Annotated in this window: 19 protein-coding genes; 9 read left to right on the top strand and 10 right to left on the bottom strand. The window is 74.0% G+C overall.

Translation table 11 applies throughout. The annotated features are described in order from the left end of the window. Nucleotides 1-2: 2 nt before the first annotated feature. The 3 genes from CLV35_RS17845 to CLV35_RS17835 are packed head-to-tail and all read right to left on the bottom strand — an operon-like array spanning nucleotide 3 to nucleotide 3,136. Nucleotides 3-869 carry a carbohydrate ABC transporter permease gene (locus tag CLV35_RS17845; protein ID WP_231122010.1) on the bottom strand — a complete coding sequence of 289 codons (867 nt, stop codon included), beginning with the start codon at nucleotides 867-869 and terminating at the stop codon, nucleotides 3-5. Then, a complete protein-coding gene (locus CLV35_RS17840; RefSeq protein ID WP_231122009.1) occupies nucleotides 866-1,819 on the bottom strand; it encodes a carbohydrate ABC transporter permease in 954 nt (317 codons plus the stop codon). Before CLV35_RS17840 ends, CLV35_RS17845 begins: the two co-directional genes overlap by 4 nt. A gap of 3 nt (nucleotides 1,820-1,822) precedes the next feature. After that, nucleotides 1,823-3,136, bottom strand: coding sequence for an ABC transporter substrate-binding protein (locus CLV35_RS17835; protein ID WP_121194871.1), 1,314 nt, complete (start codon nucleotides 3,134-3,136; stop codon nucleotides 1,823-1,825). Between the two features lie 133 nt (nucleotides 3,137-3,269). Here CLV35_RS17835 and CLV35_RS17830 point away from each other — a divergent pair, with 133 nt between their 5' ends. The 3 genes from CLV35_RS17830 to CLV35_RS17820 are packed head-to-tail and all read left to right on the top strand — an operon-like array spanning nucleotide 3,270 to nucleotide 6,353. Then, the gene (locus tag CLV35_RS17830; protein WP_183062059.1) at nucleotides 3,270-3,818 is read left to right on the top strand and encodes a DeoR/GlpR family DNA-binding transcription regulator; all 549 of its coding nucleotides are present in this window, start codon (nucleotides 3,270-3,272) and stop codon (nucleotides 3,816-3,818) included. Then, the gene (locus CLV35_RS17825) at nucleotides 3,815-4,855 is read left to right on the top strand and encodes a LacI family DNA-binding transcriptional regulator (RefSeq protein WP_231122008.1); all 1,041 of its coding nucleotides are present in this window, start codon (nucleotides 3,815-3,817) and stop codon (nucleotides 4,853-4,855) included. The genes CLV35_RS17830 and CLV35_RS17825 overlap by 4 nt, the downstream gene beginning before the upstream one ends. A gap of 49 nt (nucleotides 4,856-4,904) precedes the next feature. Beyond that, nucleotides 4,905-6,353, top strand: a complete 1,449-nt coding sequence (locus CLV35_RS17820; protein WP_121194869.1) for a ricin-type beta-trefoil lectin domain protein — start codon at nucleotides 4,905-4,907, stop codon at nucleotides 6,351-6,353. 12 nt (nucleotides 6,354-6,365) lie between these two features. Here the strand turns inward: CLV35_RS17820 and CLV35_RS17815 are convergent, their stop codons facing one another. Then, nucleotides 6,366-7,691: an MFS transporter gene (locus CLV35_RS17815; protein ID WP_183062058.1), complete on the bottom strand. Its 1,326-nt coding sequence runs from the start codon at nucleotides 7,689-7,691 to the stop codon at nucleotides 6,366-6,368. A 108-nt stretch (nucleotides 7,692-7,799) separates the two neighbouring features. On the opposite strand from CLV35_RS17815, the gene CLV35_RS17810 reads away from it, so the two are divergent. The 3 genes from CLV35_RS17810 (at nucleotide 7,800) to CLV35_RS17800 (ending at nucleotide 11,510) form a co-directional block, all read left to right on the top strand. Beyond that, the gene (locus tag CLV35_RS17810; protein ID WP_121194996.1) at nucleotides 7,800-8,675 is read left to right on the top strand and encodes a LysR family transcriptional regulator; all 876 of its coding nucleotides are present in this window, start codon (nucleotides 7,800-7,802) and stop codon (nucleotides 8,673-8,675) included. Nucleotides 8,676-8,745: 70 nt separating this feature from the next. Beyond that, complete coding sequence (locus CLV35_RS17805) at nucleotides 8,746-10,857, top strand: RecQ family ATP-dependent DNA helicase (protein ID WP_231122006.1); 2,112 nt, start codon at nucleotides 8,746-8,748, stop codon at nucleotides 10,855-10,857. Beyond that, the gene (locus tag CLV35_RS17800) at nucleotides 10,854-11,510 is read left to right on the top strand and encodes an HAD-IA family hydrolase (protein WP_121194867.1); all 657 of its coding nucleotides are present in this window, start codon (nucleotides 10,854-10,856) and stop codon (nucleotides 11,508-11,510) included. Before CLV35_RS17805 ends, CLV35_RS17800 begins: the two co-directional genes overlap by 4 nt. Nucleotides 11,511-11,523: 13 nt before the next feature. Here CLV35_RS17800 and CLV35_RS17795 read toward each other — a convergent pair whose 3' ends face one another. Beyond that, complete coding sequence (locus CLV35_RS17795) at nucleotides 11,524-12,261, bottom strand: PadR family transcriptional regulator (RefSeq protein WP_121194866.1); 738 nt, start codon at nucleotides 12,259-12,261, stop codon at nucleotides 11,524-11,526. 140 nt (nucleotides 12,262-12,401) lie between these two features. On the opposite strand from CLV35_RS17795, the gene CLV35_RS17790 reads away from it, so the two are divergent. Further along, the gene (locus tag CLV35_RS17790) at nucleotides 12,402-13,010 is read left to right on the top strand and encodes an ArsR/SmtB family transcription factor (protein WP_121194865.1); all 609 of its coding nucleotides are present in this window, start codon (nucleotides 12,402-12,404) and stop codon (nucleotides 13,008-13,010) included. After that, nucleotides 13,007-14,275 carry an MFS transporter gene (locus tag CLV35_RS17785; RefSeq protein WP_121194864.1) on the top strand — a complete coding sequence of 423 codons (1,269 nt, stop codon included), beginning with the start codon at nucleotides 13,007-13,009 and terminating at the stop codon, nucleotides 14,273-14,275. Before CLV35_RS17790 ends, CLV35_RS17785 begins: the two co-directional genes overlap by 4 nt. Nucleotides 14,276-14,314: 39 nt before the next feature. Here CLV35_RS17785 and xylB read toward each other — a convergent pair whose 3' ends face one another. Next, nucleotides 14,315-15,718 carry a xylulokinase gene (gene xylB, locus CLV35_RS17780; RefSeq protein WP_121194863.1) on the bottom strand — a complete coding sequence of 468 codons (1,404 nt, stop codon included), beginning with the start codon at nucleotides 15,716-15,718 and terminating at the stop codon, nucleotides 14,315-14,317. A 39-nt stretch (nucleotides 15,719-15,757) separates the two neighbouring features. Next, nucleotides 15,758-16,945, bottom strand: coding sequence for a xylose isomerase (gene xylA, locus CLV35_RS17775; protein WP_121194862.1), 1,188 nt, complete (start codon nucleotides 16,943-16,945; stop codon nucleotides 15,758-15,760). Nucleotides 16,946-17,113: 168 nt separating this feature from the next. On the opposite strand from xylA, the gene CLV35_RS17770 reads away from it, so the two are divergent. Then, entirely contained in the window at nucleotides 17,114-18,367 is a 1,254-nt protein-coding gene (locus CLV35_RS17770) for an ROK family protein (protein WP_121194994.1), read from the top strand. Between the two features lie 19 nt (nucleotides 18,368-18,386). Here CLV35_RS17770 and CLV35_RS17765 read toward each other — a convergent pair whose 3' ends face one another. Genes CLV35_RS17765 through CLV35_RS17755 form a run of 3 tightly spaced genes read right to left on the bottom strand, consistent with a single transcriptional unit; the run spans nucleotide 18,387 to nucleotide 21,616 of the window. Further along, the gene (locus tag CLV35_RS17765; protein WP_121194861.1) at nucleotides 18,387-19,160 is read right to left on the bottom strand and encodes a hypothetical protein; all 774 of its coding nucleotides are present in this window, start codon (nucleotides 19,158-19,160) and stop codon (nucleotides 18,387-18,389) included. Nucleotides 19,161-19,169: 9 nt separating this feature from the next. Beyond that, a complete protein-coding gene (locus CLV35_RS17760; RefSeq protein ID WP_121194860.1) occupies nucleotides 19,170-20,270 on the bottom strand; it encodes a hemolysin family protein in 1,101 nt (366 codons plus the stop codon). Then, nucleotides 20,267-21,616 carry a hemolysin family protein gene (locus CLV35_RS17755; protein ID WP_231122005.1) on the bottom strand — a complete coding sequence of 450 codons (1,350 nt, stop codon included), beginning with the start codon at nucleotides 21,614-21,616 and terminating at the stop codon, nucleotides 20,267-20,269. Before CLV35_RS17755 ends, CLV35_RS17760 begins: the two co-directional genes overlap by 4 nt. Nucleotides 21,617-21,746 lie beyond the last annotated feature (130 nt).

The raw sequence follows: 21,746 nt of genomic DNA, 5'->3' as shown, positions 1-21,746 counted from the left end.
TGTCAGTCGGTGCCGGTCGTCTCGACGCCCTGGATGATGAAGCGCTGCAGCACCGCGAACACCACCAGCAGCGGCACGATCGCCACCGCCGCCGCCATGAACAGCTCGTGCAGGTTGACCGTCTGGGCGGTCAGGAAGGTCGACAGCGCGATCTGCACCGTCCACGACGAGGAGTCCTGGGCGATGACGAGCGGCCACAGGAACGAGTTCCAGGCGCCGATGAAGGTGATGGTGCCGACGGCGGCGAAGAACCCCCGCGAGTTGGGCACCACGATGCGCCAGTAGGACCCCATGTAGCCGAGACCGTCGATCCGCGCCGCCTCCTCGAGCTCGCGCGGGAACGCGAGGAACCACTGCCGGAACAGGAAGGCCACCAGCCCGCTGAAGAGCACGGGCACGATCAGGCCGCGCAGCGTGCTGACCCAGCCGAGGCTCGAGACCAGCACGAAGGTCGGCACGAACGTCACCGACGCCGGCACCATGATGCTGATGAGGATCAGCCAGAAGACGGCCGAGGCGTAGCGGTAGGGGATGCGCGCGAGACCGTAGCCGGCGAGCGAGCAGACGAGCAGCGTACCCAGCGTCTGCAGCACCGCCACGACCAGCGAGTTGAGCATGCTGCGCGCCATGTCGACAGCCGGGTCGTCGAACAGGTCGCGCACGTTGCTGAAGTGCAGGGTGCGGGGGAACAGCGTCCAGTCCGGCGAGGTGATGTCGGCCTCGGAGGCGAGCCCGTTGCGCACCACCAGGTAGAACGGCACGAGGAACAGCACCGAGGCCAGCAGCAGGATCGCCAGCCGCAGCGCCGCACTCACCCGCTCCAGAGGCGTACGTCTGCGCCGCCGCCTGCTCGCGACCGTGGCGCTCACGAGTCCCTCCTCCCCAGCCCGAGCAGCCGCCCCTGCGCGACCGTGACCACCGCGATGATCAGCGTGAGGACCACGGCACCGGCGCTGCCGTGGCCGAAGTCCTGCCCGTTGCCCAGCGCGAGGTAGTAGAGGTAGACGAGCGGCGGGCGGGCGTAGGGCGGGTACTGCCCCGAGCTCGAGAGCAGGTTGAAGAACTCGTCGAACGACTGGTAGGCGTTGACGAGCAGCAGCACCAGGACGGCAGTCGACGTGGCGCGCAGTGACGGCAGCGTGATCCACCTGAAGGTCTGCCACCCCGGCTTGGCGCCGTCCACGGCGGCCGCCTCGTAGATGTCGCGTGGGATGCGCTTCAGCCCGGCGATGAAGAGGATCATGTAGAAGCCCGACTGCAGCCAGAGCCGCAGCGTCACCAACACCACCCAGTACCACGGCGGGTGCGTCACGGACAGCCACGCGACCGGGTCCTGGCCGAACCACCCGAGCACGGTGTTGGCCAGCCCGAACCGCACGCCGTTGAAGATCGAGAGCTTCCAGACCAGGGACGCCACGACGTAGGAGCACGCCGTCGGCAGGAAGAACACCGAGCGGAAGAAGCCCTGCAGCCACCGGGCGTTGTGCACCAGCAGCGCCAGGCCGAGCGAGATCGCGAACGTCGACGGCACGATGAAGGCGGCGAACGCCGTGAACGTCCCGAGGCTGTCGACGAACGCGGGGTCCGTGAGCATGTCGCGGTAGTTGCCGAGCCCGACGAAGTCGCTCGGCGTGACCGTGTTGCGCGCGTCGAAGAAGCTGAGGTAGAGGCTCCAGCCGATCGGCACGTAGACGAAGACCAGCAGGCCGACCGTGAACGGCCCGACGAACGCCCAGAACCACAGGTTGCGGTCCTGGCTGCCGCGGAACCGCCCGAGCCGCCCCAGCCGGTCGGCCTGGAGCTGCGCCGGCTCTCCCACCGCCTAGCTCTTCACCCGGGAGATCTCGGACTTCACCTTGGTCGCCACGCCTGCGAGCTGCTTGGCCGGGTCGGAGCCGTCCTTGATGATCCGGCTCGTGGCGTCGCCGAAGGCGGTCGACGAGGCGGGCGTCCAGAGCAGCGGCGTCTGGGCGTGGCCGTAGTCGTTGACGAACGAGACGGCGTCGGCGGCCACGCCGGTCTGCAGCTTGGTCGACTTCTCCGCGAGGCTCTTGCGCGCGGGGATGTGGAAGCCGTAGCCGGTGGCCCAGTCCTCCTGCGCCTGGGTGTTGTCCACCCAGAGCCACTTGACGTAGGCCTTGGCCGCCTCGACGTCCTTGCTCTTCGCGTTGACGAGCGAGCCGTAGGCGCCGACCGGCACAGCGGGCTTGCCGCCGCTGCCGTTGGCGGGGAAGGGCAGGACGCCGAAGTCGTCGCCGAGCGACTTCTGCAGGGCCGGCACCGTCCAGAGCCCGGTCCACTGCATGGCGGTGAGGCCCTGGCTGATGGCCGAGGGGTCGCTCCAGTCGGTCGGAGCACCCAGGAGCAGCGAGCCGCTGGTGAACAGCGAGTGCAGCTTGGCGAAGCCCTGGGCCACCTCGGGCGTCGTGAAGCCCGGCGCGTCGGAGTCGTCGAGGTAGTCGGCGCCCGACGCCCACAGCAGCGGCCCGGGCAGCACGCCCACGCCGCCGTCGTTGCCGACGAACAGCCCCTTCGCCTTCTTGGTGGTCAGCGTGTGGGCGGCGTCGATGAGCTCGTCGAGCGTCTTCGGGGGCTGCACGCCGGCCTTCTCGAGCAGGCTCTTGCGGTAGACCAGCAGCTGCATGTCCGTGACCTGCGGGATCGCGTAGAGCTTGCCCTCGTAGGTCATCCGCTCGATCAGCGAGGGCGTGAAGTCGTCCTTCGCGTCGCCCAGCAGGTCGGTCAGGTCGACGACCTGGCCCCCTCGGATCATGTCGAGGGTCGCGCCGTTGCCGTACTCGAAGACGTCGGGGCCGTTGCCGGTGAGCAGCGCGGCCGCGGCCTTCTTGTCGTAGTCGCCGGGCGTCCACTGCACCGAGACCTCTGCCTTGTCGTACGCCGCGGCGTACTTCTCGACGGCCTGCTGCGTGCCGGTCTCGCCGTACTGGTGGTACCACTGCGACAGCGACGGCGTGCCGCCCCCGCCGCCGGAGCCGCCCGAGCTGCCGGCGCTCGACGCCGGCCCGGAGCCCTCCGAGCGGCCGTTGTTGCTGCCGCAGGCGGCGAGCCCCATCGCGGCCGCGAGCCCGGAGCCGAGGGCGAGGAAGCGGCGGCGGTCGAGCTGGGGGTTCTGCATGGCCACTCCCGGGCACGGCGAAGCTGACGGACGTACCGGGTCATTGCACCTCAGACCGGTGGAGAAACCTGCAGCGGGCCCCGTTGACCGCGCGGCGGAGCGGTGGCACGCTGGCGGGCATGGGCATGTTGACGTGAACACGACCACCTCCTCCCGGCTCGCAGCGGCCCGCGAGGCTCTCGCCGCCCGTGCCGCGGGCGTCGTCCGGCCGGGTGCCGTGGTCGGCGTCTCTCCGGGCGCCGTCGCCCCGGCGGTCGCCCGCCGGCTCGCCCGGGTGCCGGGCGTCACGATCGTGACCACGTCCGTACGCGTCGCGCGCGCCGTCGAGCAGCACCATCCCCGCGTGCGCCTCGTCGTCACGGGCGGGCACTGCACCCCGTCGGGCGCGCTCGTCGGACCGCTCGCGCTGGCGGGCCTGTCGGCGCTGCAGCTCGACGTCGCCTTCGTGGGCGTCGACGGCATCGACGCGCACACCGGGCTGGCGGTGCGCGAGCTGCTCGTCGCCGACACCAGCCGGGCCATGATGGCGGCGGCCGACCGGGTGGTGGCGGTGGCCGAGCGCGCCGCGTGGGGCGCCGCGGGCCTGCGCCGCTTCGCCGGCCTGGACCAGGTCGACGACGTGGTCACCGACGCCGTCGAGCGCCGGACGCCGCTCCGGCCCGCGGTCGGCTGGGCGCCGTGACGCGGCGCCCGGCGGCGGCCCGGGACCGCACCAAGCCCTCGATCGGCGACGTCGCGCGTGTCGCCGGCGTGTCGTCCCAGACCGTGTCGCGGGTCTCCACCGGCTCTGAGCGCGTGCTGCCGGAGACGCGCGCACGGGTGCTCGCCGCCATGGAGTCGCTGGGCTACTCCCCCAACTCGGCCGCCCGCGCCCTGCGCGGCGGCAGCTTCGGCACCCTGGGCGTCATCGCGCACCGGATCGCCCGCACGGGCGAGTCGCGCACCGTCGAGGCCGTCGTCAGCGCCGCCCGCGACAGGGGCTACACCGTCAGCCTCGTCGATGTCGTCGCGCCGACCCGCAGCAAGGTCTCCGAGGCGGCGCTGCGCCTGTCGCACCAGCTCATCGACGGGCTGGTCATCATCCGCGCCGAGACCGCCACCCCCACCAGCCTGGTGCTGCCCCCGACCCTGCCGGTCGTCGTGTCGGACTCGCGCTTCGTCGGCCACCACCCCGCGGTGCGCGCCGACCAGGCTGCCGGGACCCGGCTGGCCGTGGAGCACCTGCTCGGCCTCGGGCACCGGACGGTGCACCACCTGGCCGGCCCGTCGGACTCCGGGCCCGCAGACGTACGCGTCGACGCCTGGCGCGCGGCGCTGGCCGCCGCGGGACGCCAGCAGCCCGCCGTGGTGAGGGGCGACTGGAGCGCCCGCTCCGGCTACGAGGCCGCCGCGTCACTGGCGACGGCGGACGACGTCACGGCGGTCTTCTGCGCCAACGACGAGATGGCGGCGGGCCTCTGCCGAGCGGTGCACGAGAGCGGCCGCAGCATCCCCGACGACCTCTCGGTCGTGGGCTTCGACGACGTGCCGCTCGCCGACTACCTCTGGCCGCCGCTGACCACGGTGCACCAGGACTTCCAGGAGATCGGCCTGCGCCTGGTCGACCTGCTGCTGCGCCAGCTGGCCGGGGAGGTGCTCACCGACGAGCGCGTCATCGTGCCCACGACGCTGGTCGTGCGCGCCAGCACGGCCCCGCCGCCCAGCCGGCCCGAGGGCTAGGCTGCACCACAGTCGTACAGCCGCTTCCTCCGACGACGCAGGAGCCCGCATGTCCGCACCTTCGCACCGCCGTCCCCGCCGCCTCGCGCTGGTCGCCGCCCTCGGCGCGGCCCTCGCCCTCCTCGCCCCCGCGGGCGTCGCCCAGGCTGGGACGCACCCCGCCGTACCTCCCGCCGGCACCAACGGCTTCCGCGGCGTCAACTGGGCCGACCCGCGCGACAACTTCGCCAGCGACGCAGTGGTGCCCAGTGGGCTGAGCACCTCCTACTCCTACCGCCAGGTGTCGCGGACCGCCCGCGACGTCGTCAAGGGCTTCCGGCAGAACCTCGGCGCCACGACGCTGCGGCTGCCCATCAACCCGAGCAGCGTCGGCAACGACTGGTGGGCGTCCTACAAGGGGGCCATCGACGCGGCCACCAACCGGCACACCAAGGTGATCCTCAGCTACTGGGAGGCCGACACCAGCAAGGACGGCTTCATCGACGACCCAGCGGCGTGGAACCGCATGTGGGACACGGTGGTCTCGGACTACCGCGACAACCCGTGGGTCTACTTCGAACCCATGAACGAGCCGCACGGCTACACCCTCGACCAGTGGGTGGCGGTGACCTCCGGCTGGCTCGCCCGCCACAGCGACGTCCCGCGCGGGCGCGTCGTCATCTCGGGCACCGGCTACAACGACAGCGTCGTGGGCGTCGGCGCGGCGCCCGAGCTCGCAGGGACGCTGCTGTCGCTGCACTTCTACGGCTACTGGTTCTCCTACACCACAGAGGCGGAGTGGAAGGCGGAGCTGCTGCCGCGCATCGGCGCCTACGCCTCGCGCACGATCATGGACGAGGTCGGCTCGCCGATGACGACCGGGCTCAACTACGGCGCCCACGACGGCAACGTCTACACGTCCTACCTCGCAGCGGTCACCGACACGGCCCGGGCGCTCGGCATGGGCCTGGTCTACTGGCCGGGTCTGCGCACCGGCGACGCCTACTCGATCGAGTCGCTGACCCCGTCCGGCGACCTCGTCGACAACAACGCCTCCGGCGTGGCGCAGCTGCGGTGGGGCTACGGCTACGGCCGCAGGTCGCCGGTCAACGACCTGCCGCCAGCGCCTCCCGGCGAGGTGATCCGCGGCGTGGGGTCGGGACGCTGCGTCGACGTGCCCGGATTCAGCACCACCGCCGGCACGCAGCTCGACCTCTGGGACTGCAACGCCGGCGAGAACCAGTCGTGGGGCTGGAACAGCTCCAAGCAGCTCACGGTCTACGGCTCGACGTGCATGGCCGTCGGCGGTGACGGCGCCTCCGCCGGGTCACCGGTCGTGCTGGCCGACTGCGCCCCCGTCGCAGCCCAGCAGTGGGAGGTGCGCGACGACGGCACGATCACCAGCGCCGTCGACCCCGCGCTCTGCCTCGACGCGGCCGGCGTCGGCACCGGCAACGGCACCCCGGTCGACGTGTGGTGGTGCAACGGGGCCAGCAACCAGTCCTGGACCCGGAGCTGACTCCCCGAGCCGTCAGGCGGTGCAGGCGCGGCGCAGGCCTGCACCGTCGCGTACGGCGAGCGCACCGAGCAGGCACAGCGCAGCCAGCATGGGCACGGCGCCGCAGAAGAGCATGCCGGCGCGCGCGCCCTCGTGGGCGGTGACTGCGCCGACGATGGGCGCGCCGATGGGCGTGCCGCCGACGAAGACGAGCATGTAGAGGCTCATGACGCGGCCGCGCAGCGCCGGGTCGCTGGAGAGCTGCACCGAGGAGTTCGCGAGAGCCTGGAAGGCGAGGTTGAAGCCGCCCATGGCGACGAGCACCACGGCGAAGACGGCGACGCCGGGCATGAGCGCCGCGAGCGCCTGGGCCGCGCCGAAGCCGACCGCACCCAGGGCCAGCCCGCGCAGCGGCGTCTTCGGCCGGCCCGCGGAGAGCAGGGCGCCGGTCACCGAGCCGACGGCGAGCATGACGTTGAAGAAGCCGTAGTAGGTCGCGTTGCCGTGGAAGACGTCCTGCGCCATGCCGGTCAGCACCACCGGGAAGTTCAGTCCGAAGGTGCCCACCACGCCGACCAGCGCGATGGTCGCGGCGATGTCGCGGTGACGGCGCACGTAGCGCAGTGCCGCGCGGATCTCGCCCTTGCCGCGGCTCGCACCAGCGGTGCGCACGGTGTTGCCCACCGACAGCGTGAACAGCGAGACGAGCGGGCCGAGGAAGCACAGCGCGTTGATGACGAAGGCCCAGCCGCAGCCGAGGGCGCCGATGAGCACGCCGGCGAGGGCCGGGCCCACCAGCCGGGTGGAGTGGAACACCGCGCCGTTGAGAGCGACGACGCTCGAGATGTGCTCGGAGTCGACCAGGTCGTGCAGGAACGCCTGGCGGGTCGGGTTGTCGACCATGAAGACGATGCCGCCGAGCAGCGCGATCGCCCAGATCTCCCACACCGTCTCGCGGCCGGTGAGCGTCAGCGCGGCGAGGCAGGCGGTGAGCACGCCGGCCGTCGACTGGGTGGCGATGAGGATGCGGCGGCGCGGGTAGCGGTCGGCGAGCACCCCGCCGTACATCCCGAACAGCAGCATCGGCAGGAACTGCAGCGCCATCGTCACGCCGACCGCGGCCGAGCTGTGCGTGAGCTGGAGGACCAGCCAGTCGAGCGCGATGCTCTGGAACCAGTTGCCGGTGTTCGACACGGCCTGGCCCATGACGTAGATGCGGTAGTTGCGCTGCGCGAGCGCGTCGCGGATGGCCGAGCGGCGGGTGGCGGGCTCCGCGGGGTGGACGTCGGTGGGAGTGTCGGTCGCGGCGTCGTACGTGTCGGTCGGGTCTGCGGTGGTGGCTGTGGCCGCCGGGCTCACGGGGAAACCTCTCCTAGCTCTGCACTGTCCTCCTAGACTTCGGCACGAGCCGCTCATACGGAAGAGCGATCAAGCGACTTACTGCGATCAGGGATCGAGATAGCCATGCTGTTCGAGCCGAGCCAGCTGGAGACGTTCCTCGCGGTCGCCCAGACGCGCAGCTTCACCCAGGCGGCGCGCACGCGCGGCATCGGGCAGCCGACGGTGAGCCAGCACGTGCGCAAGCTCGAGACCGCCGCGGGCCGCCAGCTGGTGCACCGCGACACGCACTCGGTGTCGCTGACGCCCGACGGCGAGGCCATGATCGGCTTCGCGCGCTCGATCCTGCGGGCGCACGAGCAGGCCTCGGCCTACTTCTCCTCCGAGCGCCCCACCGGACGCGTGCGGCTGGGCATGTCCGACGACCTCGCGCTCACCGGGCTGCCGCAGATCCTGTACGACTTCGGCCGCGACCACCCGCTCGTGGAGCTCGAGCTCACGGTCGACCAGAGCGGCACGCTGCACCGCCGGCTCGAGAACGACCGGCTCGACCTCTTCCTCGGCAAGCGGGTCGACGACGACCAGCGCGGCACGCTGCTGAGCCGCGAGCGGCTGGTCTGGGTGGGCACGCCGGGCACCTCGCTCGACCCGGCGAAGCCGGTGCCGCTGGTGGTCTACCCCAACCCGAGCATCAGCCGGACCCAGATGCAGAAGGCGCTCGAGCGGGCGGCCCGGCCGTGGCGCAACGTGTGCATCTGCCGCGGGGTCAACGGCCTCATCGCCGCGGTGTCGGCCGGCATCGGCGTCTCGAGCATCGCCAAGAGCCTCATGCCCGCGAACCTGGTCGCGCTCGGCCCCGAGCACGGGCTGCCCGAGCTCGGCTCGGTCGACCTGGTGCTGATGAGCAACCCGCGCTCCGAGGCCAAGTCCTCGGTCAAGGCGCTCGCGGCCACGGTGCTGGCCAGCGACCTGAGCCGCGTCCCGCAGTCGCGCGGCGGGCGCTGACCTCCCGCTCGTCCACAGGCCGGGGCCCGCGGCGGTCGGGACGTCGGTGGCGTGCGGCAGAGTGGCGCTCGTGCCCTTCACGCCTGTGACCGACGAGTCGCTGACCGCCGCGGCCGACGACGTCGTCCACCGGCTCGCCGGCCCGGCGGCCGTGCCGCGCCCCGACCAGGTGGCGGCCGCGCACGCGCTCGTCGTCGAGGGCCGCCGGGCGCTGGTGGTGCAGGCGACCGGCTGGGGCAAGTCGGCGGTCTACCTCATGGCCACGGCGGCGACCCGGGCCGCAGGCGGCGGGCTGACGCTCGTGGTCTGCCCGCTGCTCTCGCTCATGCGCGACCAGGTCGCGTCCGCGGTGCGTGCGGGCGTGCGCGCCGACGCGCTGCACTCCGGCAACGTCGACGACTGGCCGTCGGTCGAGGCCGCGCTCGAGCGCGACGAGGTCGACCTGCTCCTGCTCTCGCCCGAGCGGCTGGCCAACCCGCGCTTCGCCCGCTCGGTGCTGCCCGGGCTGCTGCGCCGCGTCGGCCTGGTCGTCGTCGACGAGGCGCACTGCCTCTCGAGCTGGGGCCACGACTTCCGCCCCGACTACCTGCGGCTGAGCCGCGACCTGCTGTCCGGGCTCGGCGACGTGCCGGTGCTGGCGACCACCGCGACTGCGAACGCCCGCGTCACCAGCGACGTCGCCGCGCAGCTCGGCGAGCAGACGGTGACCGTGCGCGGTGCGCTCGCCCGCGGGTCGCTCACGCTCGCGGTCGTGCCGGGCCTCGGCCCGCTCGAGAGGTACGCGTGGGTGGCCGAGGCGCTCACCGGGCTCGCCGGCTCGGGCATCGTCTACACCCTCACCGTGGCCGAGACCGACCGGCTGGCGGGCTACCTGCGGGAGCAGGGCATCTCGGCGGTGGCCTACTCCTCCAAGCTCGAGCCGGGCGAGCGCCTGCGGGTCGAGGACGCCTTGCGCGCCAACGAGGTGAAGGCGGTGGTGGCCACCTCCGCGCTCGGCATGGGCTTCGACAAGCCCGACCTCGCCTTCGTGGTCCACGTCGGCTCGCCGGCGAGCCCGGTCGACTACTACCAGCAGGTCGGCCGCGCCGGGCGCGGCATCGACTCGGCGACCGCGGTGCTGCTGCCGGCGGCCGAGTCCGACCCGCGCATCTGGGAGCACTTCGCCACCGCCACGATCCCCGACCCCGACTCGGCGGCCCGGGTGCTCGCCGAGCTCGACTCCTCGCCGGAGCCGCGCAGCGTCCCCGCGCTCGAGGCGGCGACCGGGGTCCGCCGCGGCCGGCTGGAGGCGCTGCTCAAGCTGCTCGCGGTCGACGGTGCGGTCGACCGCGAGGGCAGCGGGTGGCGCTCGACCGGCACGGGCTGGACCTTCGACGACGAGCGCTTCGCCCGGCTGCGCCGCGCGCGGGCCGACGAGGCCGACATCATGCGCCGCTACGCCGCTGGCGAGGGCTGCCTGATGGCCTTCCTCCAGCGGGCGCTCGACGACCCCGACCCCGAGCCGTGCGGCCGGTGCTCGGTCTGCACCGGGCGGCTGCCGGCGCCCGGCACCGCCGTGCCGCCGGAGCGGGTGGTCGCCGCCCGCGACTCGCTGCGCGGGCGCGACGTCGTGCTCGAGCCGCGCAAGATGTGGCCCACCGGCGGCAGCGGCTCGGGCCCGGCGGCACGTCGCGGCCGCATCCCCGCCTCGTCCCAGGCCGAGCCCGGCCGCGCGCTCGCCTTCGCCGACGACCCTGCGTGGGTCGACGCCCTCGCACCGCTGGCCGGCACCGACCGCGAGCTGCCCGACGAGCTGGGCGCGGCGCTGGTGCAGGTGCTCTCCCGCTGGCGCACCAGCTGGGTCGCCCGCCCGAGCTGCGTGGTGGTCGTGCCCTCGCGGAGCCACCCGCAGCTGGTCGGCTCGACCGGGGCCTACGTCGCCCAGGTCGGCCGCCTGCCGCTGGTCACCGACCTGCTCGAGGTGACCGGCCCGCCTCCGCCGCGCGAGGTCGCGTCCGGCGTGCGTGCGGCGGCGCTGCTCGAGACCCTGCGCGTACGCCCCGGTGCCGCCGTCCCCGACGGCCCGCTCCTGCTCGTCGACGACGTGCTGGTCTCGGGCTGGACGGCGACCGTCGCAGCGGCCCTGCTGCGCGAGGCCGGCAGCGGGCCCGTGCTCCCCCTCGTGCTGCACCAGCGCCCGTGACCGGGCCGGCGCGCCGGGCCGTGCTCTTCGACGTCGACGGGGTGCTGCTCGACTCCTACGCGGTCTACCGCGCGGTGTGGGACCGCTGGGCCGGCGACCACGGGCTCGACCCCGCGGCTGTGTGGAGCGAGACGCACGGCCGGCGCGGGCTCGACACCATCACCACGGTGGCTCCTCACCTCGACGCGGCTGCCGAGCTCGACCGGCTGCAGGGCTACCTCGCCGAGCAGGCGCCCACGATGCCGGCCTACCCCGGTGCGGCGTCGCTGCTCTCGGCGCTGCCGGCCGGGTCCTGGGCCGTGGTGACCTCCGGCGTCGACGAGCTGGTGCGCGCGAGCTTCGCGGCCGCAGGCGTACCCGCTCCGGGCGTCGTGGTCGACGCCCACCGCGTGGAGCGCGGCAAGCCCGACCCGCAGGGCTACCTGCTCGCGGCGCGCGAGCTCGACGTGCCGCCGGAGTCGTGCGTCGTCGTGGAGGACGCCCCCGCCGGGGTCACCGCGGGGCGGGCGGCAGGCATGGCAGTCCTCGGCGTCGCGACCACCCACCCGCCGGCCGCCCTGCTCGCGGCGGGTGCCGCCCGGGTGGTGGCCGACCTGCCGACCGCAGCTCCGCTGCTGGTGGCCTGGGTTCTGGTCGGCGCTGCCGTCGCGTGACCGGCGCTCAGGCCTATGGCGCCGACGGGTGCTCGGCCAGGATCAGGTAGAGCGAGCGCCGTGCCTCGGCGAGCACCCTGGCCGCTGCTTCGGCCTGAGCGGGGCTGCCGTGGTGGGAGATCTGCCGAGCGGCCACCGCGACCTCGCCGAGCGGACCGCGCAGGTCAGGTCCGTCGGCCTCGTCGGCGGTCAGGGCGGCGAAGGGGTCGCCCCACACCGTGCGCTGCTGCTCGACGTGGGCGCGGCCGGCCTCGGTGAGGGTCACGAGCTTGCGTCCGCCCTCGGCCGCCGTCGTGACCAGGCCCTCGTCCTCGAGCTGGTTGATCGTCGGGTAGATCGCCCCGGGGCTCGGGCGCCAGGCGCCGCCGGTGCGCTCGTCCATCGCCTGCATCAGCTGGTAGCCGTGCATCGGCTCCTCGGCGAGCAGCAGCAGGGTGGCCGTGCGCACGTCGCCGCGCTGGGCCCGACCGCGTCCGCGGCCGCGCCCTCCCCGACGGCCCTCGCCGCGCCGGCCGCCGAAGGGCAGGCCGGGGAAGCCGGGACCGAGGCCTTCGGGCGCCCCGAAGGGGCGGCCGTGCGGGCGTTCGTCATGACCGGCGTCGCGTCCGCCGGAGTGGCGGGCGTCGGGGCCACCGCGCTCGTCGCCGCCACGGGCCTCGGGGTGGTGGTGCCGACGGCCTCGCCGGCCGCGGCCCTCGCCGCTGTCGTCGGGCGGCCAGCTGAAGGGGTTGTAGGGGGTGGGGTGTCGCACGCTCTCCTCCTCGGAGTATCAAAGGGGACGCTAACGATATATCGCGATGTGCTGTCGATGCAACGGTGTTCGGGAACCCTTGGTCCTTGTGGGCTGAGCCCCTCTTGCCACGAGTCCTTTGCAAAGGGTACGTTGCATCCATGCCCGACCAGCCCGGCCGCCCAGCAGACGAGCTCGTCCTCGACGCCCGCACCCTGCGCGGCATCGCGCACCCGCTGCGCATGCGCCTGCTGGCACTGCTGCGCCGCGAGGGCCCTTCGACCGCGACCAGGCTGGCCGAGCGCGTGGGCGTCTCGAGCGCGTCGGCGAGCTTCCACCTGCGCACGCTCGCGACCTACGGCTTCATCACCGAGGACGAGGGGCCAGCCGACAAGCACGGACGTGAGCGCTGGTGGCGCGCCGCCCACCGCGGCACCCGGCTCGACGGCATCCCGGCCGAGCCCGCGGGTCGCGTGGCGGCCATCGACTTCGTGGGCGTGGTCGCCGCTGCGCAGGCCGCACGCATGCAGAGCTGGGTCGCGGCCATGGACACCGCGCCGGCCGAGTGGCTCGACGTCGGGTCCCTCTCCGACACCACGCTCGACCTGACCCCCGCGCGCGCGCAGGAGCTCCTCGACCGCGTCGACGCCCTGCTCGCCGAGTTCCAGCGACACGACCCGGACCGCCCGCTGGCCCCCGGCGAGGAGCGCGTCGGCTTCCAGTGGCAGCTGCTCCCCGAGCCGGCGCCACGCCACTCGGACCCGCGATGACGCTGCGCGGCGGGCTGCCGGCCCTGCTGGTGGCGCAGGGCGTCTCCAGCACCGGCACGCGCATGTCGGTCGTCGCCGTGCCGTGGTTCGTGCTGGTCACGACGGGCAGCGCGACGCGTACGGGTCTGGTGGCCTTCGCCGAGCTGGCGGCCTACGTCGTCAGCTCGGTCGCCGCCGCACCGGTCGTCGACCGGGTCGGCGCCCGCCGCGCCAGCCTGCTGTGCGACGGCGCGAGCGCCGCAGCAGCCGCGGCGGTGCCGGTGCTGCACGCCGCCGGTGCGCTGCACCTGTCGACCCTGCTCGTCCTGGTCGCACTGCTCGGCGCGGTCCGCGGCCCCGGTGACACCGCCAAGTTCGCGCTGCTGCCCCAGGTCGCAGAGGGCGCAGGAACTCCGATGGAGGCGGCGACCGGGCTCTACGAGGGTGTCGAGCGCGGCGCCGGGCTCGTCGGCGCCCCGCTGGCCGGAGCACTCGTCGCCGCGTTCGGCGCGGCCCCCGTCATCGCCGTCGACGCGGCGAGCTTCGTGCTCGCCCTCGCCTGCACGGCGCTGGTGCCCGCACAGCCGCCGGCCCCCTCCGAGGGCGCCTACGCCCAGCGGCTGGCCGACGGACTGCGCTTCCTGCGCCGCGACGGGCTCCTCCTGGCCGTGGCGCGGATGCTCCTGCTGACCAACCTGCTCGACGCCGCCTACGCGACGACCCTGCTGCCGCTGTGGGTGCGCAGCGAGGGCCACGGCGCCGGCAGCCTGGGCCTGGTCTTCGGCGCAGCAGCGCTCGGCGCCACGGTCAGCTCGCTGGCGATGGTGCGGATCGGGCCCCGGCTCCCCCGCCGGGCGACGTTCGCGGTCGGCCTGCTGCTGGCCGGCTGCCCGCGCTTCCTCGCCACGGCGCTGGGCGCCCCGGTGCCGCTGCTGGTGGGCGTGGTCCTCTGCGGCGGGCTCGCCGCCGGGCTGCTCAACCCGATCCTCGCGACGGTGCAGTTCGAGCGGATCCCCGAGGCGCTGCGCGCCCGGGTGCTGGCCGTCAGTGTGGCGGTGGCCTTCGCCGGCATGCCGCTGGGCGGGCTCGTCGGCGCGGTGCTCGCCACCACGCTGGGCGTGCACGGCGCGATGGCGGCGGCAGGCGCTGCGTACGTGCTCACCGGCGTGCTCCCGCTGCGCCGGTCCTGGCGCGCCATGGACGAGCGCCCGGCCCTCGCCACTCCCCCCACCCCCTCAGCCGACGATCATGAGATTCCCAGCAGGCACGCCGGGCGTGTCACCTGAGAACCTCATGATCCTCGCCGAGGGGGGTGGCGGTAGGGGTCAGCCCACCTTGTCGAGGATCTTGCCGCGGGCCTCGGCGTAGCGCTCGCGGACGGCCGGGGTGGCCTCGGCGTCGTAGGACTCGGTGCCCTCGCGCGCCCAGACCGGCGGCTCGTCGGCGCCGGAGAGCACCCAGACGGCCTGACGGGCGGCGCCGTCGGCGACGTACTCGCCGGCCGGGGGCACCACGACGGGGCGGCCGAAGACGGCGGGAGCGGTACGGCGTACGGCCTCGGACTTGGCGCCGCCGCCGATGAGCAGCACCCGCTCGATGACCGCGCCCTGCGCGGTGAGCGCGTCGATGCCGTCGGCGAGCCCGCAGAGCAGCCCCTCGACCGCCGCGCGGGCGAGGAAGGCCGGCGTCATCGTCTCGAGGGTGAGCCCGTGCAGCGAGCCGGTCGCGTTGGGCAGGTCGGGCGTGCGCTCGCCCTCGAGGTAGGGCACGAGGACCAGGCCGCCGGCGCCGGCGGGCACCGAGAGGGCGAGGCGGGAGAGCTCGGCGTGGTCGACGCCGAGCAGGCGGGCGGCACCGTCGAGCACGCGGGCGGCGTTCAGGGTGCAGACGAGCGGGAGGAAGCGGCCGGTGGCGTCGGCGAAGCCGGCGACCAGACCGCTGGCGTCGGCGGACGGCGCGTCGGCGATCGCGCACGCCACGCCGGAGGTGCCGAGGGAGACGACGACGTCGCCCTGGGCGGCGCCGAGGCCGAGCGCCGCGGCGGCGTTGTCGCCGGAGCCGGCGCCCAGCAGTGCGGACGAGCCGGCGAGGGTGCCGGCCGACTCGCGCGGGCCGAGGACGCGCGGCAGGACGGCGTCGTGGCCGAGGGCCCGCTCGAGCAGGTCGCGGCGGTAGTCGCCCGTCGCGGGCGACCAGTAGCCGGTGCCGCTCGCGTCGCCGCGGTCGGTGGCGAGCGCCTCGAGCCCGGGCGAGCCCGCCAGGCGCCAGGTCAGCCAGTCGTGCGGGAGGCAGACCGCGGCGGTGCGCGCCGCGTTCTCGGGCTCGTTGTCGCGCAGCCAGCGCAGCTTGGTGACGGTCAGCGAGGCCACGGGGACCGAGCCGACCGCGTCGGTCCAGGCAGACGGGCCACCGAGCTCGCGGATGAGCTCGGTGGCCGCGCCGGCCGACCGGGTGTCGTTCCACAGCAGCGCGTCGCGCACGACCTCGCCGGACTCGTCGAGGCAGACCATGCCGTGCTGCTGGCCGCCCACGGCCACGGCCTCGACGTCGTCGAGGCCGCCCGCCTGGGCGATCGCCTCCTGCAGGGCGTCCCACCACGCGGCAGGGGCGACCTCCGTGCCGTCGGGGTGCGACGCACGGCCCTCGCGGACCAGCTCGCCCGTGTCGGCGTCGCGGACGACGACCTTGCAGGACTGGGTGGAGGAGTCGATGCCGGCGACGAGAGCCATGGGGCGGGATCCCTGCTGCTGTGGAAGGACGGGAGTGGACTAGCGGGCGCCGAGCAGGTGCTCGATCGCCAGCTGGTCGAGGTGGACGAAACCGTATCCCTGTGCGCCCTTGGCGACCGCGTCGAAGTCCTCGAACGCGCTGCGGTCGGCGAGCAGGTCCTTGTAGGTCTCGCCCTCGCCGAGGGTCGGCTGGCCGAGCTCGAAGACCTTCGAGGCCTCCATGGCGGCCTGGACCTCGGGGTCCTGGCGGAACGCGAGGGCGCGCTCCTTCAGGAGCAGGTAGGTCGTCATGTTGGCCTCGGCCGAGCGCCACACGCCGGTCGCGTCCTCGGTGCGCAGCGGCTTGTAGTCGAAGTGGCGCGGCCCGTCGTACTTCGGCCCGCCGTTCGGGAAGCCGTTCTCGAGCAGGTCGACGGTGAAGAACGCGTTGAGCACGTTGCCGTGGCCGAAGATGAGGTCCTGGTCGAACTTCGGGCCGTTCTGGCCGTTGAGGTCGATGTGGAAGAGCTTGCCCTCCCACAGCGCCTGGGCGATGCCGTGCACGAAGTTGAGGTTGGACATCTGCTCGTGGCCGACCTCGGGGTTGATGCCCACGATGTCGCTGTGCTCGAGCTGGCGGATGAACGCCAGGGCGTGGCCGGCGGTCGGCAGCAGGATGTCGCCGCGGGGCTCGTTCGGCTTGGGCTCGATCGCGAGGCGCAGGCCGTAGCCCTTGTCCTTGACGTAGGCCGCGACGGTGTCGATGCCCTCGCGCATGCGGTCGAGCGCCGCGGCGATGTCCTTCGCCGAGTCGGTCTCGGCGCCCTCGCGCCCGCCCCACATGACGTAGGTCTGCGCGCCCAGCTCGGCGGCGAGGTCGACGTTGCGCAGCACCTTGCGCAGCGCGTAGCGACGGATCTCGCGGTCGTTGTTGGTGAAGCCGCCGTCCTTGAAGACCGGCTGGGTGAAAAGGTTGGTCGTGACCATCGGGGTCACCAGGCCGGTGTCCTCGAGAGCCTTCTTGTAGTCGGCGATCGCCTTGTCGCGCACGGAGTCGTCGGCGCCGAACGGGATCAGGTCGTCGTCGTGGAACGTGATGCCGTAGGCGCCGAGCTCGGCGAGCTCGTGCACGGCCTCGACGGTGTCGATCGGGCCGCGCGTCGCGTCGCCGAACGGGTCGCGCGCCTGCCAGCCCACCGTCCAGAGACCGAACGAGAACTTGTCTTCCTTGGTGGGCTTGACAGCCATGTCACTCCTGGGTGCGAGGGGGGTGCGGGAACCGCAGCTGTCGCCGCGACCGCGATTGTTCAATGGCTGAACTTAGCAGGACGCGCGCTCGTGTCAACTCCCGCCGCACGTGCGTGCCGCAGCCCCCCGTGTTTGTGCAACGGCTCCGCCTCTGGCACCGTCGCCCCCGTGCCCGCCCCCCGAGACGAGACCCGCGACGAGCTCCGCGACGAGCTCCGGCCGCCGTCGTCGTCGCCGGCGCGGCAGGCCCACTTGCGCGAGGCCAACCTCGTCCTGGCGCTCGACCGCATCGCCCGGGCGGCGAGCCCGATCTCGCGCGCGGGCATCTCGGCCGAGACCGGCCTGACCCGCGCCACGTCGTCCTCGCTCGTCGACATCCTCATCGCGGCCGGTCTCGTGCGCGAGACCCGCCGGAGCGCCCGTGGCGGCGTCGGGCGGCCCGCGACCGGCCTGGAGCTCGACCCCCAGGGCCCCGCCGGCCTCGGGCTCGAGCTCAACGTCGACTACGCGGCCGTCTGCATCGTCGACTTCAGCGGCGCGGTGCGCCACCTCGAGGTGGTCGAGGGCGACTTCCGCGACACCGGCCCCGCCGAGGTGTTCCGTCGGCTCGCCGACCTGGCGCAGGACGCCCGTGACGCGACGGGGCTCGGTCTGCACGCCGCGACCCTGGCGATCCCCGGCCTGGTGCGGGCGCCCTACGGCCCGCTGCAGCTCGCGCCCAACCTCGGCTGGTCCGACCTCGACGTGCTCGCCCTGGCGCACGAGCAGCCGCTGCTCTCCACCCTCGAGCTCACCGTCGACAACGACGGCAACCTCGCGGCCCTTGCCGAGATGTCGGAGTCCGGCCACGTCGACGCCCTGCTCATCTCGGGCGAGATCGGCGTCGGCGGCGGCATCGTCCTCGACGGCCGGCTCTTCCGCGGTCGGCACGGCTGGAGCGGCGAGCTCGGCCACGTCGCGGTCGTGCCCGACGGCCCGCAGTGCAAGTGCGGTGCCCGTGGCTGCCTCGAGCAGTTCGCCGGCCACGACGCCATCCGCCGGGCGGCGGGGGTGCCGATGAGCCCGGGTACGTCGCTGGGCGGCACGCCGACCGCCTCCCACCTGCTCGCGCTGGCAGAGGAGGGCGACGGCGCCACGCTCGCGGCGCTCGAGCGCGCGGGCTGGGCGCTCGGCGTAGCGGTCTCGGGCGCGCTGAACCTGCTCGACATCGACCTGGTCAAGCTCGCCGGCATCTACCGCGACCTCGCGCCGTGGATCGCGCCGGCGCTCGAGCGGGAGATCGCCGAGCGCGTGCTGGCCGCGCCGTGGTCGCGGCCGACGGTGGTGCCGGCCCGCGTGGGTGCCGAGGCTGCGGTCCTGGGCGCGGCGCGCTCGGTCGTCGACCGCGTACGCAGCAACCCGGCGCGCTGGGTCGCGGGCTGACGCTCGCGACCACGGCGGCTCAGAGCCGGACGATCCGGTCCTTCTTCGGCAGCTTCACGCCGAGGTTCTTCGACGGCCAGGGCAGCACCGAGACGGGCGCACCGTCGACCTGCAGCGTCATGCCGATGACGGTGGGCTTGCCCGTGCGCGGCAGCACCAGCGAGACGCCGGGGATGCCGCCCGGCACGAGCTGACGGGCCGTCTGCCCGGCGTAGAAGAACCCCGAGGCGCCCAGGCGCGGCGACTTCGCGAGCAGCACCCGCTCGACGTCGAGCACCGCGACCAGCGGCTCGGTGGAGCCGGCGACCGGGATGGCGAGCCACTTGTCGTCGGGCACCGTCTCGGCCTTGGCCGCCGGCACCCGGAGCAGGTCGACGAAGGACTCGGGGTCGCCCTTGGCGTAGACGGTGCCGCCGATGCGGATGACCTTGAGCTTGCGCCCGGCGAACGTGATGCTGCCGCGCGCGGCGTCCGCGATGACGGTCACGTCGAGGACGATCGGGCGACCGCGGAAGGTCGTGGTGCCGTTGACGCGGTAGGCGCCGCGAGACTCGTGCAGCGTCCGGACCTGGGCGAGGAGCTTGGTGGCCGCCGCGCTCGCCGAGGGGGCGGTGGCCCGCGCGGTCGGCGTCGCCGAGGCGGTGCTGGGCGGTGGCGCGCCGGCGGAGGCGGGAGCGCCGGCACTGACGGGCGGGCTCGGCAGGGAGACCGGCTGGGCGTCGGACGGGCCGCACGCGCTCAGCGCGAGCAGCAGGCCCGCACCCAGCAGGGCGGGCGACGTGGACCGGCGCACCCGCGCACCCTAGCGCGCGGGCCGGCGGTCGGCGCGACCGTCCGTGCGCCGCTCCGGGCGTGCGCCGGGGCGCACCTCGGCGCGGCCCTCGTCACGGATCTCGCCGACGAACTCCTCGATGACGTCCTCGAGCGCCGCGACGCCGAGCAGGGCGCCGTCGGTGTCGTGGACCCGGGCGAGGTGGGCGGCGGTGCGCTGCATGGCGACCAGCACCGTGCGCAGCGGGTCGGTGACCACGACCGCGGGCATCGGGCGCACGGACTCCCGCGCCAGCGGCCGCTCGCGCTCGGCGGGCAGGTCGACGAGGGTGTCCTTGATGTGCACGTAGCCCACCAGCTCGGTGCCGGAGCGCACGGGGAAGCGGGAGAAGCCCGTGCGCGCCGCCGCCTGCTCGACCTGGCCGCGGGTGGCGCCGAGCTCGACCATGACCAGTCGGTCGAGGGGCAGCAGCACCGAGCGGACGGTGCGCTCCTCGAAGGTGAGCGCCCCCATGACCAGGCGCTCCTCGTCGATGTCGAGCAGGCCCTCTCGGCGCGACTCCTCGACCAGCCCGGCCACCTCGTCGCGGGTGAAGGCGCTGGTCACCTCGTTCTTCGGCTCGATGCCGACCAGCCGCAGGGTGCCGTTGGCCAGCGCGTTGAGCGAGGTGATGAGCGGCCGGGTCGCGCGCACGAGCAGCAGCAGCGCCGGGCCGAGCACGAGCGCGGCCCGGTCGGGCCCGGCCATGCTGAGGTTCTTGGGCACCATCTCGCCGAGCACGATGTGCACGAAGGCGACCAGCGTCAGCGCGATCACGAAGCCGACCGGGTGGACGGCGCCGTGCGGCAGGTGCACCGCCTCGAAGGGCCCCTCGAGCAGGGAGGCGACCGCGGGCTCGGCCAGCGCACCGAGGCCGAGCGAGCAGGCGGTCACCCCGAGCTGGGCGCCCGCCAGCATGCGGGAGATGTCCTCCATCGCCTCGAGGGTGCGGCGGGCCCGGGCGGAGCCGGCCTGCGCGAGCGGCTCGACCGACGAGCGGCGGGCCGAGACGAGGGCGAACTCGGCGCCGACGAAGAACGCGTTGCCGAGCAGGAGCAGCGCCGAGAGGACGACGGCGACGACCGGGCTCACGGCTCCTCCGCCGGCGGGGCGCTCAGCACCTGGAGCGAGATGCGGTCGACGCGCCGCAGGTCCATGGCGGTGACGCGCAGGGCGACGCGGGTCTCCGGCTCCTCGGGTCCGCCCGGCAGCACGAGGGTGGCCTCGTCGCCGAGCTGCGGCACCCGGCCGAGCTGCACGGTGATCAGTCCGCCGAGCGTCTCGTAGTCGTCGTCCTCGGGGAGCTCGACGCCGACGTGGCGGGAGGCCTCGTCGGGGCGCAGCAGCCCCGACAGCGACCAGGAGCCGTCGGGGAGCCGGCGGGCCTGGGCGTCGTCCTCGTCGTGCTCGTCGACGACGTCGCCGACCAGCTCCTCGATGAGGTCCTCGAGCGTGACGAGCCCGGCGACCCCGCCGAACTCGTCGATGACGACGGCCGCCTGCATGCCGCCGGCCCGCAGCTGGTCGAGCAGGGGGTCGAGCTCGAGGGTCTCGGGCACGAGCACCGGGGCGACCATCAGGTCGCGGACGCGGACACGGGGCCGCGAGTCGTAGGGCACCTGGAGCGCCTGGCGCAGGTGCACCATGCCGACGACGTCGTCGGCGACGCCTGCGACGACCGGGAAGCGGGAGTGCCCGGTGGCCTGGGTGAGCGTCACGACGTCGGCCGCCGTGGCACCCGTCGTCACCGTGTGGACCTGCACGCGGGCGGTCATGACGTCGCGCGCCATGCGCTCGCCGAACACCAGGCTCTGCTGGAGCAGGTCGGCGGTGCCGGGCTCGAGGGTGCCCTGCTCGGCCGAGCGGCGCACGAGGGACACGAGCTCCTGCGCCGAGCGCGCCGAGGCCAGCTCCTCCTGCGCCTCGACGCCGACGCGGTGCAGCAGCGCGTTGGCAGTGCCGTTGAGCAGGCGCACGAGCACGCTGGTGAGCCGGGTCGAGGCGCGCGAGAAGCGCTGCACCGCCTTGGCAGTGGCGAGCGGGCGCGAGATGGCGAGGTTCTTGGGCACGAGCTCGCCGAAGACCATGGTCAGCACGGTGACCAGCAGGATCGCGAGCACGACGCCCACCGTGTCGGCCGCGCCGTCGCTCGCGCCGGCGTCGGTGAGCGGGCCGCGCACGAGCCGGGCGATCGAGGGCTCGGCGAGGTAGCCGATGAGCAGGTTGGTGACGGTGATGCCGACCTGGGCGCCCGAGAGCTGGGTCGAGAGGGTGGTCAGCGCGTGGAGCACCCCGGCCGCGCCGCGGTCGCCCTGCTCGGCGGCGCGCTCGACGCTGGTGCGGTCGACGGTGAGCAGCGAGAACTCGGCCGCGACGTAGAGCCCGCAGGCCGCGACCAGGGCGAGGGCGAGCAGCAGCAGGAGCAGCGCAGTCAGCATGCCGCCGTCAGCCCGCCTCTGCTCCGTCTTCGCCGCCGGGGACCGGGGGGAGCCCCGGCCCTGCGGTGCCTGTCCACCACGACGTCCTCCATGAGCCTATGGTGCCAAGAGCGGCGCCGCTGCTGTCCAC

Origin of the sequence: Motilibacter peucedani, from assembly GCF_003634695.1 — a bacterium.
Lineage (GTDB): Bacteria > Actinomycetota > Actinomycetes > Motilibacterales > Motilibacteraceae > Motilibacter > Motilibacter peucedani.
Note: the sequence above shows the minus strand (reverse complement) of the source record. Positions and strands in the feature narration are given on the sequence as shown.